The sequence below is a fragment of the Streptomyces sp. NPDC013157 genome, from assembly GCF_042899865.1.
Taxonomy (GTDB): domain Bacteria; phylum Actinomycetota; class Actinomycetes; order Streptomycetales; family Streptomycetaceae; genus Streptomyces.
The window spans coordinates 211,856-225,945 of sequence record NZ_JBIBAK010000010.1; the positions used below are offsets into that span (position 1 = coordinate 211,856).

At 70.1% G+C, this 14,090-nt stretch carries 14 protein-coding genes and 1 pseudogene; 14 read left to right on the forward strand and 1 reads right to left on the reverse strand.

What is annotated here, in order from left to right; all coding sequences use genetic code 11:
* Nucleotides 1-350 precede the first annotated feature (350 nt).
* The 11 genes and pseudogenes from ACFY6U_RS28480 to ACFY6U_RS28530 all read left to right on the forward strand — a co-directional run bounded on the left by ACFY6U_RS28480 (nucleotide 351) and on the right by ACFY6U_RS28530 (nucleotide 8,747).
* A complete protein-coding gene (locus ACFY6U_RS28480) occupies nucleotides 351-728 on the forward strand; it encodes a hypothetical protein (RefSeq protein WP_390042717.1) in 378 nt (125 codons plus the stop codon).
* Nucleotides 729-819: 91 nt separating this feature from the next.
* On the forward strand, nucleotides 820-2,082 hold the full coding sequence (locus ACFY6U_RS28485) for a hypothetical protein (protein ID WP_390042719.1): 1,263 nt from the start codon (nucleotides 820-822) through the stop codon (nucleotides 2,080-2,082).
* Complete coding sequence (locus tag ACFY6U_RS28490; protein ID WP_390042721.1) at nucleotides 2,073-2,654, forward strand: hypothetical protein; 582 nt, start codon at nucleotides 2,073-2,075, stop codon at nucleotides 2,652-2,654. The genes ACFY6U_RS28485 and ACFY6U_RS28490 overlap by 10 nt, the downstream gene beginning before the upstream one ends.
* On the forward strand, nucleotides 2,651-3,397 hold the full coding sequence (locus ACFY6U_RS28495) for an ATP-binding cassette domain-containing protein (protein ID WP_390042723.1): 747 nt from the start codon (nucleotides 2,651-2,653) through the stop codon (nucleotides 3,395-3,397). The genes ACFY6U_RS28490 and ACFY6U_RS28495 overlap by 4 nt, the downstream gene beginning before the upstream one ends.
* 181 nt (nucleotides 3,398-3,578) lie before the next feature.
* Nucleotides 3,579-4,355 (forward strand): class E sortase, encoded by a 777-nt coding sequence (locus tag ACFY6U_RS28500; protein ID WP_390042977.1) that lies wholly within the window; start codon nucleotides 3,579-3,581, stop codon nucleotides 4,353-4,355.
* Nucleotides 4,356-4,530: 175 nt separating this feature from the next.
* Nucleotides 4,531-4,815: a hypothetical protein gene (locus ACFY6U_RS28505; protein ID WP_390042725.1), complete on the forward strand. Its 285-nt coding sequence runs from the start codon at nucleotides 4,531-4,533 to the stop codon at nucleotides 4,813-4,815.
* 288 nt (nucleotides 4,816-5,103) lie between these two features.
* The gene (locus ACFY6U_RS28510; protein WP_390042727.1) at nucleotides 5,104-6,327 is read left to right on the forward strand and encodes an RNA-guided endonuclease InsQ/TnpB family protein; all 1,224 of its coding nucleotides are present in this window, start codon (nucleotides 5,104-5,106) and stop codon (nucleotides 6,325-6,327) included.
* 61 nt (nucleotides 6,328-6,388) lie between these two features.
* Nucleotides 6,389-6,580: pseudogene (locus ACFY6U_RS28515) on the forward strand (transcriptional regulator); the annotation flags it as partial.
* Between the two features lie 35 nt (nucleotides 6,581-6,615).
* A complete protein-coding gene (locus tag ACFY6U_RS28520; RefSeq protein WP_294011484.1) occupies nucleotides 6,616-6,933 on the forward strand; it encodes a DUF6412 domain-containing protein in 318 nt (105 codons plus the stop codon).
* Between the two features lie 115 nt (nucleotides 6,934-7,048).
* Nucleotides 7,049-7,756, forward strand: a complete 708-nt coding sequence (locus tag ACFY6U_RS28525) for a YidC/Oxa1 family membrane protein insertase (RefSeq protein ID WP_390042729.1) — start codon at nucleotides 7,049-7,051, stop codon at nucleotides 7,754-7,756.
* A 133-nt stretch (nucleotides 7,757-7,889) separates the two neighbouring features.
* Nucleotides 7,890-8,747 (forward strand): fumarylacetoacetate hydrolase family protein, encoded by an 858-nt coding sequence (locus ACFY6U_RS28530; RefSeq protein WP_390042731.1) that lies wholly within the window; start codon nucleotides 7,890-7,892, stop codon nucleotides 8,745-8,747.
* 847 nt (nucleotides 8,748-9,594) lie between these two features.
* On the opposite strand, the gene ACFY6U_RS28535 is transcribed toward ACFY6U_RS28530, so the two are convergent.
* Nucleotides 9,595-9,759 carry a hypothetical protein gene (locus ACFY6U_RS28535; protein ID WP_390042733.1) on the reverse strand — a complete coding sequence of 55 codons (165 nt, stop codon included), beginning with the start codon at nucleotides 9,757-9,759 and terminating at the stop codon, nucleotides 9,595-9,597.
* Between ACFY6U_RS28535 and ACFY6U_RS28540 the strand changes: the two genes are divergently transcribed.
* The 3 genes from ACFY6U_RS28540 to ACFY6U_RS28550 all read left to right on the forward strand — a co-directional run bounded on the left by ACFY6U_RS28540 (nucleotide 9,743) and on the right by ACFY6U_RS28550 (nucleotide 13,829).
* Nucleotides 9,743-10,630: a 2-dehydropantoate 2-reductase N-terminal domain-containing protein gene (locus tag ACFY6U_RS28540; protein ID WP_133049879.1), complete on the forward strand. Its 888-nt coding sequence runs from the start codon at nucleotides 9,743-9,745 to the stop codon at nucleotides 10,628-10,630. The two genes, ACFY6U_RS28535 and ACFY6U_RS28540, sit on opposite strands and share 17 nt — an antisense overlap.
* Nucleotides 10,631-10,797: 167 nt before the next feature.
* Nucleotides 10,798-12,027, forward strand: a complete 1,230-nt coding sequence (locus ACFY6U_RS28545; RefSeq protein ID WP_390042735.1) for a glycosyltransferase — start codon at nucleotides 10,798-10,800, stop codon at nucleotides 12,025-12,027.
* Nucleotides 12,024-13,829: a right-handed parallel beta-helix repeat-containing protein gene (locus ACFY6U_RS28550; RefSeq protein ID WP_390042737.1), complete on the forward strand. Its 1,806-nt coding sequence runs from the start codon at nucleotides 12,024-12,026 to the stop codon at nucleotides 13,827-13,829. The genes ACFY6U_RS28545 and ACFY6U_RS28550 overlap by 4 nt, the downstream gene beginning before the upstream one ends.
* Nucleotides 13,830-14,090: the final 261 nt, after the last annotated feature.

Below are 14,090 nucleotides of genomic sequence, written 5' to 3' on the forward strand. Positions count from 1 at the left end.
TCGGGGCTGCGGGAAGGTCCCGGGTCCCTGCGAAAGCTTTCAGCCATCGTTCGTCTCTTCGGCAAGGCTCCGGGTGTTCCGCTTCTTGTAAGGCATGTGGCGCCTGGGGCGTGCTCAGGTGTCCGGGCAGCGGACAGAAGGTTTCCGCTTGCCGATCCGCGTCTGTCATGTTCAAGACTTATGCCTGGACCCGGTCTCGATCGCGTGGCTAAGGTGCCGAACTCCTGGCCGAACTTCATCGGTTGGGCTCGGGTGTTGACACCTTCAGACGACCAGTGGGGGCTGAGTACGTGCGAATACGACGCGGGGGGATCGTTGCTGCGGTGACAGCAGCGGTCACCATGCTGTCCATGTCAACGGCGTGGGCCGAGGACTTCCTGTGGAGCAGCTACTTCTACAACGTCAGCAAGGGGCAGGAGTCGCGCAGGTGGGCTGACGAGCAGTACTCGGAAGTCATGTACAGGAACTGCAGCGGCCCCGAGAGCTCCGGCGGCAGCACGCCGTACAAGACGACGATCCAGATGCACCGGGACATCTCGGCGTGGCCGGACGCCGACTACGACACCAAGACCTACACCGAGTGCTTCAAGGGCTACATGCACCAGAGCGACGGCGCATGGCACGATCTCCCCAAGGGTGACTACTACTTCAGTGTCAACGGTGTGTGGGGCGGTGTGGGAAAGCTGGACGTCGAGGTCATCATGGTCGACAACACCGCGGCGGACTAGAACCTGTGCGCATCGCGCAAGCCGGTGACCGCCTCCGTCGGAAGAACGGGGGCGGTCACCCGTCTCGTTCACCGCTCCGACCGGGAAGACCGTGAAGCTCACCACCCTGTACCGCAGTTCACCCGCCCTGTGGGCGGCTCCTGTCGCGCTCGCCCTGCCGCTGCTGTACTACCTGGGCGGCCCGGGGCACCCGCCGTCCGACAACTACGGGTACGCGCCCGAGATCACGTCGTATCCGCTCCGCTTCGCCTACCCGTTCGCCTACGCTGTCACCTCGGCGCTCGCCGCCTGGGTGTCCGGGACGCTGCGGCAGGCCGGCGTGTGGGACATGAACCACGCCAGGTCCCGGTACCGGATCGCCGCCCAGGCTCTGCTCCCCGTCGTCACGCTGGCCTGGCTGATGCTGATCCTTCCTCCGGCGGTGGCGCTGGCTGTGGAGGGATCACGGCCGACCTGGGACAGCGTTTCGCCGTTGGTCGTGGGCATGATCGTGTGCGTGGAACACGCTGTCATCGGCTTCACCGTCGGCCGATGGCTGCCCAAGGTGATCGCGGCACCGGTACTCGCGGTACTGACCTGGGTCGCCGTGGCATTCACCGTGACCGTCGACGCGCCCTGGGCACGACACGTGTCCGGTGCCTTCCCGGAGGAGTTGATGTTCGGCGAGGCACCCACCTGGGGCGCTCTGTGGCCCCACGTCGCGTTCACCGGCAGCATCGCCGTCGGGCTGATCGTGGCCTGGTCCCCGGTGCTCCGCCCCACGGCGGGAGCCGCGGCCGCGTTGGTCGTCGCCGTCGCGGGTGTCACGAGCACCTACGAGGGAGTCAAGGACTACGGCTACACCCCGCCTCTCAGGAACTATGCGGTCACGATGAAGTGCGGGCATGCGGGACGCACCGACGTCTGCATGCCGGAACAGACGGCCGAGGCGCTGCCCCAGGCCGTGGCCGCCACCCGCACGGTGTTGGCCGACTTCGAGCACGCCGGTGTTCCGCGACACCCTGCGACCGTGGTGGACACATTGCCCGAGGGGCGCTTCTCCCCGTCGTCGACGACCTCGACGTGGCGTGTTTCCCTGACGGTCGCCACCGGTCGCCACGACGCCGAGTTCGCCGTCGCCGTCGCTGCCACGGACATGAACTGCGCGCGCCCCGACCCCCTCCTGCGCCGTGAGGCCATCGCATGGGCCGCCCACATCACCGGCACCACCCGGTCATGGGAACAACTGCGGAACATCATCGACCGGCAGGGTTCGCCAGGTGACGTCGACGGCGTGCTCCGCAGGGTCCTCAGCCGCCCGCCCAAGGAGCAGGCCGCCTGGTTCGTCAGTACCTCCAGGAAGGCGTGCGCCTGATGCGGTGGTGGCTCAAGGCGCGGCGCGCTCTCACCGTCCTCACCGGACTGATCGTGCTGTCGATGGGACTCACGGTGTGGATCGGCGGCGAGTACGTCCTGCTGCCGTCCCTCTTCTCCAACAGCCAGCAAGCGGTCCTGACCGTGTTTCTTCCAATCCCCGTCGTAGCGGCGCTCTCGCTGTCCCTGGACTCGGGGCTGGCCGCCGTCGAGGCGGCCGCCGTCCGTTGTGTGCCGGCACGCGACGTACTGCTGGTCCTGGCGGCGACAGCCGCATGCCTCCTCCTGGCCGGGGTCTTCCGGTCGGCGGCTGGGGTGTCCGTGGCCCGCAACGCCGCCTTCCTGACCGGCCTGATGCTGCTGGCAAGGCCGTGGGCACGTCAGGCGGCCGTGACGGTACCGCTCGCGTGGATCGCGCTCGTCGTCTTCTTCTCGCACCGCCCCTATCCCGACCCCGACCCCTGGACCGTCCTGCCCGAACCGGCCGCATCCGTGCATGCCGCGGTCGCGGCGGTCGCTGTGCTGACAGCCGGCCTGACCGTTCTTCTCCGTGCCCGCCAGGAGCTCTCATGACGATCCGCATCGACGACGTGACGTATGCGTACCGGCGCTGGAGCAAACCGGTCCTCGTCGACTTCACCTACACGCTTCCCGGAGGGTTGACCGTGCTCCTCGGGCCCAACGGGGCCGGGAAGTCCACGTTGCTGAGGCTCGCCGCCGGTACCGCTCGGCCCGCGCGCGGCACGGTCACACTCGACGAGACGCCCTCCACCGCCCGTACGTACCGGCGCATGGTCGGCTGGCTACCGCAGCACATACAGCCGATGCCGCAGCTCACCGCACATGAGTACGTCGCCTATGCGGGCTGGCTCAAGGGGATGGCGACAGGCGTGGCACATGACAAGGCCGCTGCCGCGCTCGACCGTGTCCATCTCACCGGACAGGCCGGTGTGAAGACCCACAGGCTCTCGGGCGGGCAGTTGCGGCGCCTCGGCGTGGCCGCCACGCTCGTGCACGATGCCCGGGTCCTGCTCCTGGACGAACCGACCGCGGGCCTCGACCCGCAGCAACGTCGGTCCTTCCGTGACGTCTTGGCCGCACTGTCGGGTGAGGTGACGATCCTGATGTCCACGCACGACATCCAGGACCTCGCGGAGGAAGCCGACCACGTCACGGTCCTTCACTCGGGCCGGATCCTGCAGACCGGAACCACGTCGGAGTTCCTGGCCCACACCCCGCAGGACACGGCTCCCGGCCGTCGTGCCGAAGGCGCGTACACAGCTCTTCTCGACGGCGTCGGAATCATGGAGAGCTGATCCGCCGACGATTCCCCTTCGCCGCCGCGACGTGGCACAGCGCGCGTGCGCGAAACCGATGACCGCTGACTTCCACGTGCAGGAATCCCCACGGCTCTGGTGAGTTGGCGGCGAGCGCCTTATCGTGCGGGACCGACGCCGGGGCCGGGGCCGAGGCGGCGGGAGGTGCGCGGTGCGGGTCGTGGGGCACGGTGAGCGGCGGTGGCGGGCCCGGCGTCGGCGGGTGCTGTGGACCGGGGGCGAACTCCTCGTCACGGTGGGCGTGGTGCTCATGCTGCTGGTCGTGCACCAGCTGTGGTGGACCAACCGGGAGGCGAAGCAGGGGGCCGCGCGGAAGGTGGAGGCCCTGGAGCGGCAGTGGGGCGGCGGAGCGGCGGCGAACGGCTCCGGGGGATCGGGCGGCAGCGGGGGCAAGGGCGGTTCCGGTGCGGCGGCCTCCCCGGCGTCCGGCGGGGCCTCCGGCGGCGGGCGGCGGCAGACGTCGTACACCACGCGGGTCGTCGCCTCCCAGGCGTACGCCGTCCTCGTCATCCCGCGGCTCGGGCTGCGCGTCCCGGTCGCCGAGGGCGTCAGCAAGCCGAAGGTGCTCAACCACGGGTACGTCGGCCACTACCCCGGCACCCAACAGCCGGGCCAGGCCGGGAACTTCGCGCTCGCCGGGCACCGGAACACGCATGGCGAGCCGTTCCGCTACTTGCCGCGGCTCCGGCTCCGGGATCCCATCGAGGTCGAGACGGCGTCGGCGACCTACACGTACGTCGTGGACCAGATCCTGCCGCAGACGTCGGCGCGCGACTCCGGGGTGGTAGGGCCCGTACCGCGTTCGATCGTGAAGCCGTCGTACGGGTACCAGGAGCCGGGGTACTACATCACGCTCACCACCTGCACGCCGGAGTTCACGTCCCGGTACCGGATGGTGGTGTGGGGGAGGCTGGTGTCGACGCGGCCGCGGGCGTAGCGCGGGGTGTGGGGCGGGGAGCGCGGTTCCGGTGAGCCGTGCGCCTATTCGAGGGGCTTCCGGACATGCCCCCGGCGGGAGACGCGCTTCGGGGGGTATGTCCGTTTCGGGAAAGGTGGCCCCGGGAAGCCCCGGAAGGCCACGGAAGGCCTCGGAATCCGTGAGGAGATCGGCTATGTACGCAGTGGTGCGGCGGTACGAAGGGGTGACGGACCCCGCCGAGGCGGGACGCCTGGTGAACGAGGGATTCGTCCCCCTCCTCCGCCAGGTCCCCGGCTTCGTGGCCTACTACTGGGTCGACGCCGGGGACGGCGTGATGCTCTCCACGAGTGTGTACGACGACCAGGCCGGGGCCGAGGAGTCGGTCCGGAGGGCGGCGGCCTTCGTGCGGGACCAGCTCGCATCGCTGCTGCCCAATCCTCCCCAGGTCACGGCCGGTGAGGTCGTGGCCGCCGGGTAGCGGGCGGTTCAGGCCCGGTCCCGCAGCGCCAATCCCCGCCGCTCCCAGCAGGTCGTCGGCGAGTGCAGGACCGTGCTCGTCGTCCGCGACGCGCTCTACGGCGGCCGGCGCTACCGAACGTCATTCGCAGTGCCCCGGCCCTCAGGCCGGGGGTGAAGCGAATCTTGTGGCTGCGACGAGGAGCGTCGCGGTCTCGTTCCGGAGGAGCCGGACCCTGCTCGTGACGGTGACGGACCGTTCACACGTTCCCGATGACGACATGGGTTCGACGTGCCTAGTGTGATCGTCATGCAGCTCCGGTACAGCTTCAGGGTGTATCCCGATGCCGCTCAACAGGCCGCGCTGGTCAGGGCGTTTGGGTGCGCCCGCGTCGTGTTCAACGACGCGGTCCGTGCTCGCGAGGACGCCCGTAAGGCCGGGCAGCCGTTCCCGACGGCTGCTCAGCTGTCGAGGGAGCTGATCACCGAGGCGAAGCGGACCGCCGGGCGGTCCTGGCTGGGTGAGGTCTCCGCGGTGGTGCTCCAGCAGTCCCTGCGGGACGCGGAGCAGGCGTACTGCAACTTCTTCGCCTCCCTCAAGGGCACCCGCAAGGGACCCAGGACCGGCCCGCCCCGATTCAAGTCCCGCAAGGACACCCGGCACTCGATCCGGTTCACCGCCAACGCCCGCTGGAACATCACCCCCGGCGGCCGTCTGAACCTGCCGAAGGTCGGCGCTGTGAAGGTGAAATGGTCCCGCACCCTTCCCGCCACGCCCACCTCCGTCACTGTCGTTAAGGACGCGGCCGGCAGGTACTTTGCGTCCTTCGTCATCGACACCGACCCCGCCGCCGACCAGGCGCGGATGCCCGAGACCGACCGCACCATCGGCATCGACCTCGGCCTCACACACTTCGCGGTCCTCTCCGACGGCACGAAGATCGACTCCCCGCGCTTTGTGCGCCGGGCGGAGAAGAAGCTGAAGAAGGCCCACAAGGAGCTGTCCCGTAGGCAGAAGGGATCGAAGAACCGGGCCAAGGCCCGCTTGAAGGTGGCCCGCGCCCACGCAGGGGTCGCCGATGCGCGCCGTGAGTTCCACCACCAGCTCTCCACGAAGCTGATCTCCGAGAACCAAGGGATCGCTGTGGAGGACCTGTCGGTTGTGGGACTGGCCCGTACGAGGCTGGCCAAGTCCGTGCACGACGCCGGGTGGTCGGCGTTCATCAGCATGCTGGAGTACAAAGCCGAACGGTACGGGCGGACCCTGGTGAAGATCGGCCGGTTCGAACCGACCTCTCAGACCTGCTCCACCTGCGGCGCCGTGGACGGGCCCAAACCCCTGAACGTTCGGGAGTGGACCTGTAGTGCCTGCGGCACCCTCCACGACCGGGACCACAACGCCGCGATCAATGTGAAGACGGCCGCCGGACTGGCGGTATCGGCCTGCGGAGCGCCGGTAAGACCTGGAGCGATCCCGGCACAGCGCGAAGAAACAGGAAGCCACGGATTCCCGACCGGAAACCGTGCCGCGTAGCGGCACAGCAACCGGTCACGAAGGCCAGAATCCTCACCCATCATGGAGAGGAGCATGTCAATTCTGGCACGTCACGTGCGGGACCGAACTCGGCTCGTACGGCGAATGCCCCGCGTGCGGAACCGTCGTCCCCGTCGCGGACGTTGTCATCACACCGGGCCCGGGACTCGACCCCGACCCGGCGGACCCGGTCAGCAGGGCGCTCCTGAAGCCCAAGAGGCTCCTGGAGCCGCTGGAGACGGATCATGTATAACCGGTCGTAGTGAGAGTGAGGGGGGAGGGACGCACGTGAACCGCCGCTGGGTCGTGCCGTCGTCCCGTCCCGTCGCCCTGCTGCTGCTCCTGCTGTTCGATCTCCTGCTGCTCGACTCCGGCAGTCTCTTCACCACCGTCGCGCTCGCCGCGACCGCCGCCGCCGGCTCGGCTCTCGCCCTCTGCTCGGTCCTCGCCGCCCGCTCCGCGCCCGCCGTGCCGCCCACCCGGGTCCGCACGGCGATACGCGACCGGGCCCGGCGTACGGCCTTCCTGCCGCAACGCGACCCGGACGCGCAGGGCCGCAGCCGCCCGCGAGCACCCGGACACGCCCTCCCGGCGACCCCCGCGTAGACCACCCCCGGTCCCTGGCCTCGGGCTTCTCGGCCCCGGGGTGACCTCGCGCGCGTCGTCATGCCGTCCCGCCACTTCACCCACGGCACGACGAGACCCCCGGAGGGCTCCCACCATGTCCGTCTTCATGTCCGCTTTCGCCGGCCTGGTCGAGCATCTCGCCGACCTGCTCCAGCCGCTCTTCCACGCCTCCGCGGCCGCCGCCGCGATCGTCCTGTTCACCGCGCTCGTACGACTGCTCGTGCATCCCCTGTCCCGGGCGGCCGCCCGCGGGCAGCGCGCCCGGGCCGCGCTCCAGCCCAGGATCGCCGAGCTGCGCAAGCGGCACGGCAAGGACCAGGAGGCGTTGCAGAAGGCCGTGCTGGAACTGCACGCGGCGGAGAAGGTGTCACCGCTGTCCGGCTGTCTGCCCGGACTGCTGCAGCTGCCCGCGTTCTTCCTCCTCTACCACCTGTTCTCCAACCCGACGATCGGCGGACACGGCAACGGTCTGCTGTCCCATGCGCTCCTGGGCGCTCCGCTCGGCGGGCGCTGGAGCGACGTCCTCGCCGGTGGGGGGTTCGGGAGCGCCGGGCTGGTCTATCTCGCGCTGTTCGCAGTGGTGGCCGCCGTGGCCACCCTCAATTTCCGCCGTGCCAGGCGGACCGCGGTGGTGAGCGAGGGGGACCAGCAGGTGCCCGGAGTCGGCGCGGTCACCAAGGCGACGCCCTACCTGTCGTACTTCACACTGCTCACCGTGGCCGTGGTGCCGCTGGCCGCCGCGCTGTACGTGGTGACCAGCACGACGTGGAGTGCGGTGGAGCGTGCCGTGCTGTACAGGTGAGGGCCGTGGTGCCTACGGTCCAGTACGTGAACATGCTCTTGCCCGTTGCACGTTCATCTTGGAGGATCGGCCAGTCCTCCGATGGCTGCACCCATCGGCCGGGCGACTGCTGTCAAGGGAGATGGTGACGACCATGAAGCTGCTGCGAGTCGGTACGGCGGGGGCGGAGCGGCCCGCGCTGCTCGACGCCGAGGGTGTCCTGCGGGACCTGACGGGGATCGTCGACGACATCGACGGGGCGCTGCTCGCGGACGACGCGGCGCTCGGCCGGGTCCGGGCCGCCGCCGAGGCGGGGGAGCTGCCCGCGCTCGACGCGACCGGGCTGCGGATCGGGCCGCCGCTGGGGCGGATCGGGAAGGTCGTGTGCATCGGGCTCAACTACCACGACCACGCCCGCGAGACGGGGGCCGAGCCGCCGGCCGAGCCGGTCGTCTTCTTCAAGGCCGCGGACACGGTCGTGGGGCCGAACGACACCGTGCTGGTGCCGCGCGGGTCGGTGAAGACCGACTGGGAGGTGGAGCTGGCGGTGGTCATCGGGCGTACGGCACGTTATGTGGCCGACGACGAGGATCCGCTGGCGTACGTCGCCGGGTACGCGGTCGCGCACGACGTGTCCGAGCGGGAGTTCCAGATCGAGCGGGGCGGGACCTGGGACAAGGGGAAGAACTGCGAGACGTTCAACCCGCTCGGGCCGTGGCTGGTGACGGCCGACGAGGTCGGCGACCCGCAGGACCTGTCGCTGAAGCTCTGGGTGAACGGCGAGCTGAAGCAGGACGGGACCACGGCCGAGCAGATCTTCTCGGTGGCCGAAGTGGTGCGGTACGTCAGCCAGTTCATGGTGCTGTACCCGGGTGATGTCATCAATACCGGGACTCCGGCGGGGGTTGCGCTGGGAGCGCCCGAGCCGAAGCCGTTCCTGCGGGCCGGGGACGTGGTGGAGCTGGAGATTGCGGGGCTCGGTCGTCAGCGGCAGGAGTTCAAGGACGCCTGACAGCTCACCCTCGACCGATTCAGGGGCGGCCGGTTCACGCCAGGAGAGTCCAGCGCCGGTGAACCGGCACGGCCGGCGGCGTCGAAGCCGTCCAAGGCGCTGTCACCTCACCGCTGTTCACCTCGTCCGCGCGGGCCGTCGAGGGCGCACGGCGGTGGACCACCGGCCATGTCTCGTTCATGAACGTGCGCCACGGACCGCTCTCGGGCGGCCTGGCCCACTGAGGACAGGTCCACGGCGGCACGCGGTCGCCGACGACATCCCGGCTATGCGAACTTCCTCGTCTGCAAAGAGGCGTCGCCCCGCCCCGGCATGGCTGGACGCACTCGCGCCGGCCGCCCGACGCTGCCAGAGAGTATCCCTGTCGGCCTCCTCGCCCCGGTTGACCAGCCGGTCCGGAGTCGGCGGAGGGCCGCTCGTGGGCGGTCTCGGATGTGAAGGCCGCGCGTAGATGCGTATAGGCCATGTAATCGCGCGCCGCCCTGACGGTGTTTCTGTTCGCCATGGGAGCGTTTCCATCGTCGTCGGGATGTGGGCGGTCAAGCGGAATCCGGCATGCGTCGGAGCGCTCGCACTAGGGATGCTCTTTACTTTTCCGACATAGGCAATTAACAGCCGTGCTCCCACAGATGTGTAGATCCCGTGTATAACTTCGTACTGTCTGAATTTGGGCGACAGGCACCAAGGGGGGCGCCTCGTCGCTTGGCGTAGTACTGACAGGGGGTTTGGGGGGCATCGGCGGCGCCGTCTCGCGCCGCCGCATCATCGGCCGCACGCCTGGGGAGGCGTGTCGATCCGCACGCCTGGGGAGGCGTGTCGATGCCGAAACGTTTCGGTGAATTCACCGTCAATCGCGCTCGCCGCGCGGCTGGCGCTGTTCTTCACCGTATTTCGCGCGGGGTGGTGTTTTTCCTTCCCTGTCGCCGAATCTCTGCATTCCGCTTCCGTATTCGGCGTGCCCGCAGGCACCCGAATCCGAACAGGAGAATGATTCAATGGCCAGAATCTTCATCGTCGGTTCCGGAGTTGTCGGAACAGCCACTGGCAAGGGGTTTCTCCACGCCGGGCATCAGGTGACCTTCATCGACGTGGCGCCGCAGCGCCTGGACTACCTGCGCTCCCAGGGGCTGGACGCGCGTGCCGAACTCGACCTCAGCGCCGAGCCGGACGCGTTCGTCTTCCTCACGCTGCCCACGCCCAACGTCGGCCACCGCTACGACCTGTCCGCGTTCGAGGCGGGCACCGCCTCCGTGGGCGACGCGCTGGCCGACGCCGCGGGTACGCACATCGTCGTGGTCCGCTCCACGGTCCCGCCGGGTACGGCCGAGGGCCTCGTGCAGCCGCTGCTGGAGAAGCACTCGGGGAAAACCGCCGGCGAGGGCTTCTCGCTCGCCAGCAACCCGGAGTTCCTCCGCGCGGCCACCGCGGTCGAGGACTTCCGCCACCCGTGGATGACCGTCATCGCCTCGCGCAGCGTACGCACCCGGGAGCGACTGGCCGAGTTGCTGGCGCCCTTCGGCGGTGAGACACGCGTCTTCTCGAACCCCGCCGAGGCCGAGTTCGTCAAGTGCGCCCACAACATCTACAACGCCACGAAGATCAGCTTCTGGAACGAGATGTGGCTGGTGGGTCAGCACCTCGGTCTGGACCTCGACCCGATCGCCCAGACCGTGGCCCGCTCGGCGGAGGCCTCGTACAACCCGTACTACGGCATCCGGGGCGGCGCCCCGTACGGCGGTGTCTGCCTGCCGAAGGACACCCAGGGGTTCCTCGGCCTCGCCGCGTCGATCGGCGTCGACATGCCGCTGCTCAAAGCGGTCGTCACCGTGAACGACAAGCTCGCCGAGGTGGCCGAACTGGAGACCGAGGCCCTGACCGCCTAGGCCCGGAGGCCGGCGCAGCCCGACACGGTTCCGCGCCGGCCCATCCCGTCGGCCGGCCGGTCCGGTCCGGATCCCGGCCGCCGGGCATCTCTCTCCGCTGCCGCGCCGCACGGCCGGCGTGACGGCGGAGGCTGTCAGACACCTGTGGACCCAACGAGAACAGGCCCATGAGCGGACTCTTCGACACCACCCTGCTGGACTTCCGGTACTACCTCGTCTACCTGCCACTGGGCATACTCGGTCTGGTCCGCTGGGCCTGCTGGCTCGTGCGGCGGGCACCCGCGGCCCTCTACCAGCCCGTGAAGAACGACCACTTCCTCCCGCTCGGCATCGTCGTGCCGGTGTACCAGGAGGATCCGGAGATCTTCGCCCACGCGATCGAGTCGTGGCTGGCGAACGAGGTGGCCGAGGTCGTCCTGGTCATCGACGTCACCGACCAGGCCTGTCAGGACATCGCGGCGCGCTATCCCGTGACCGTCGTCGTCACCGACGTGCCCGGCAAACGCGACGCCCTGCGCAAGGGGTGGGAGGCATGCTCCGCCGACCTGGTGGCGCTGGTCGACTCGGACACCATCTGGGCGGACAACGTCGCCCGGGAAGTCTGCAAGCCCTTCGCCGACCCCAGGATCGGCGGGGTGGGGACCCGGCAGAACGTGTACAACCCCAAGGGGTTCCTGCAGCGGGTCAACGACATGTACCTGGACTACCGGTACTTCGACGAGAACGCGGCGCAGACCGTCATGGGCCGCGCCGTCTCGTGCCTGTCCGGACGCACCGCCGTCTACCGGCGCGAACTGCTGCTGGAGATATCCGACGACTTCATGGCGGAGACGTTCTTGGGCGTCCCCTGCATGTCGGGCGACGACAAGCGGCTGACCACTCTGATCCTGGAGCGCGGCCACCTCACCTACATGCAGCGCTCCGCCCGCGTCTGGTCGACCTTCCCCGGCACGCTGCGGATCTTCCTCAAGCAGCGGCTCCGCTGGGCCCGCAACACCTGGCGCTCCGACCTGAGGGCGCTGTCACGCCGCTGGGTCTGGCGGCACCCCTTCCTCGCCTACACCATGATCGACAAGGGGGTCAGCAGCTTCACCCTGCTGTTCTCGCCCTTCTTCATGACCTGGGCGATCATCCGGCACGACTGGTTCTTCGTCGCCTGCCTGGCCGGCTGGTGGTGGGTGAGCCGGTCGATGAAGATCCTGCCGCACCTGGTGCGCAAGCCCTCGTCGTTCTTCCTGGTCCCCGGCTTCGTCCTGGTCTCGTTCATGATGGCGGTCGTCAAGCTCTGCGCGCTCGCCACCATCCGCAAGCAGCGCTGGCTGACCAGGCAGGTCTCGGTGGAGAACGGCGTCGTCGTCAGGACCGCCCAGCCCGCCGGAGCGGAGGCCACGGCATGAGACACGCCACCCGCGTCGCACGCGCCGCCCTCGCTGCGGCCGCCCTGCTGGCCGCCGTCGCGCCCGCCGCCCACGCCGCAGGCGGCACCGGGGGCGACCCGGACGTCGCCGCCTGGCAGCGCAGCGGACGCCCGGACCGGCTCATGGTGATCAGGCCCGGCACCGTCGCCCTGGTCAGTCACGGCTCCGTGGTGAAACGCCTGTACCCGCAGTACGGACCGCTCCCGCTGAGCTGGCTGGCCGCCAACGCGGGCGGGGAGTGGATCGGTTACGCACCAGTGAAGGCGGGCCGGTCCAAGACCGTGCGGATCAACACGGCCGTGCTGCTCACTCCCGGCACCACCCTGCAGATGGGCCGCCGCACGCCCACCGTGCTGATGACCGCCGGGAAGACCGCCGCGTCCGGCACCTGGATCCGCGGCAGCCGGGCCACCCTCGACATCGACGGTGTCACCCTGGCCTCCGCGGCCGCGGACGGGTCCGCCCCCGCCCCCGCGGACCTGGCCGGACGCCCGTACCTCGCCATGGGTGCGGGGGGCCGCATGACGATCGACGACGCGGAAGTGACCGGCCTCGGCCGCGCCGACGCCCCGGCCCGGGAGTCCGGGGTCACCTGGGGGCGGACCGCCACCGGATCCGCCACCGGCTCCACGTTCCAGGGCGACCGCACCGGCCTGCGACTGACCGGGTCGACCGGCGTGGAACTCGACAAGGTCACCGTCAAGGGTGCCGTCCGGGACGGCGTCGTACTGGACGGCGACCGGGGCACCACCGTGGGCGGGCTGACCGTCGAGGGCAGCGGCGGCAACGGTGTGACGGTCGGCGGCACCGACCGCCGCAGTCTGTCCGGCGTCACCACCAGTGACAGCCACGGCACCGGCATCAAAGCCACCGCCCAGCACGGCCTGACGCTCACGGCAACCGCATCGCACCACGACGCCGGCGGCGGTGTCCGGCTGATCTCCTGCGTCTCCTGCGCCCTCGACAAAACCGTGGTGGACGGCGCGTCCTCCGCGATCAGCGTCTCCGGCCAGGGCGCCCGGGTGACCGTGAGCGATGCCCGGCTCACCGGCGGCGCGGACGGCGCCGGGGTGACGCTCGCCGCGGACATCGCCGGTGCCACCGTCACCGGTGGCACGATCAGCGGCTTCGACCGGGGCATAGCGATCGGCGGGCCCGACGTCCGGGTGGACGGCACCACCGTCAGCGGCGCCGGTACCGGCATCAAGATCTACGGGCACGCGAGCGATGCCGCGTTGAACTCCGTCGTCGTCCACGGCGGCCGGGCCGGAGTCACCGCCTCCGACGCCACCAGAGGCGTCGTCCTGACCGGCGTCCGGATCAGCGGCGTTTCCGGCAAGGGCCTGGCCTCGGCGTCCACCGGGCTGAGGGTCAGCGGGGGGTCGGTCAGCGGCGCCCTCACGGCCGTCGACCTCGGCGCCTCCGCCCGGCTGGAGAAGCTGACCGTCAGCGATGCCCGGCGGGGGATGCACCTGGCCTCCGGCGTGCACGCCGCCGCCGAGGGCCTGGACATTCTCGCCGAGCGCAAGGGAATCGAGGCGGACGCGGGTGCGTGGATCAGCATCACGGACTCGCGGGTGAGGGCCCCCACCGCCCTGTCCGGGAAGGGCACGATCAAGCGGCTCGGGCACACGGAGGTGACCCTGCCGCCGTTCCCCTGGCTCGGGTTCGCGGCGCTGGTCGCCCTCACCCTCGCCGTTCTGCTCCAGACCATCCACCAGGTCCGCCACCGCAGGACACCGCGGCCCCGGGTCGCGGCCCACGTGCGCAACACCGCGTGACCCGGGGGCGGGCCGCCCCGGAGACGGGGAGGCACCCGTCACCGGGCCACCCGCCCGCCCCCGAACCGCCGAAGCTCCCGCCGCGCCCGCCGACGCAGACCCGCCCGGCCCCGCCCGGCTCCTCCTCGGCGGGCAGCTGAGGTACCGGCCCGCTCCCGGTCGGCAATCGCACCGCCCAATCGGATACCGCGCGCACCACCGGACGGCGGGAGGACTCCCAGGAACGAGCCCCGCCCGTCCTCATCGCAAACAGCGCCTCCG

Bases quoted from the DNA above. Each gene is read 5' to 3' on its own strand.
- ACFY6U_RS28480 (WP_390042717.1), top strand. From the start codon at position 351: ATGTCAACGGCGTGGGCCGAGGACTTCCTGTGGAGCAGCTACTTCTAC.
- ACFY6U_RS28505 (WP_390042725.1), top strand. From the start codon at position 4,531: ATGTACGCAGTGGTGCGGCGGTACGAAGGGGTGACGGACCCCGCCGAG.
- ACFY6U_RS28545 (WP_390042735.1), top strand. From the start codon at position 10,798: ATGAGCGGACTCTTCGACACCACCCTGCTGGACTTCCGGTACTACCTC.
- ACFY6U_RS28535 (WP_390042733.1), bottom strand. From the start codon at position 9,759: ATGAAGATTCTGGCCATTGAATCATTCTCCTGTTCGGATTCGGGTGCC.
- ACFY6U_RS28495 (WP_390042723.1), top strand. From the start codon at position 2,651: ATGACGATCCGCATCGACGACGTGACGTATGCGTACCGGCGCTGGAGC.
- ACFY6U_RS28530 (WP_390042731.1), top strand. From the start codon at position 7,890: ATGAAGCTGCTGCGAGTCGGTACGGCGGGGGCGGAGCGGCCCGCGCTG.
- ACFY6U_RS28540 (WP_133049879.1), top strand. From the start codon at position 9,743: ATGGCCAGAATCTTCATCGTCGGTTCCGGAGTTGTCGGAACAGCCACT.
- ACFY6U_RS28525 (WP_390042729.1), top strand. From the start codon at position 7,049: ATGTCCGTCTTCATGTCCGCTTTCGCCGGCCTGGTCGAGCATCTCGCC.
- ACFY6U_RS28510 (WP_390042727.1), top strand. From the start codon at position 5,104: ATGCAGCTCCGGTACAGCTTCAGGGTGTATCCCGATGCCGCTCAACAG.
- ACFY6U_RS28550 (WP_390042737.1), top strand. From the start codon at position 12,024: ATGAGACACGCCACCCGCGTCGCACGCGCCGCCCTCGCTGCGGCCGCC.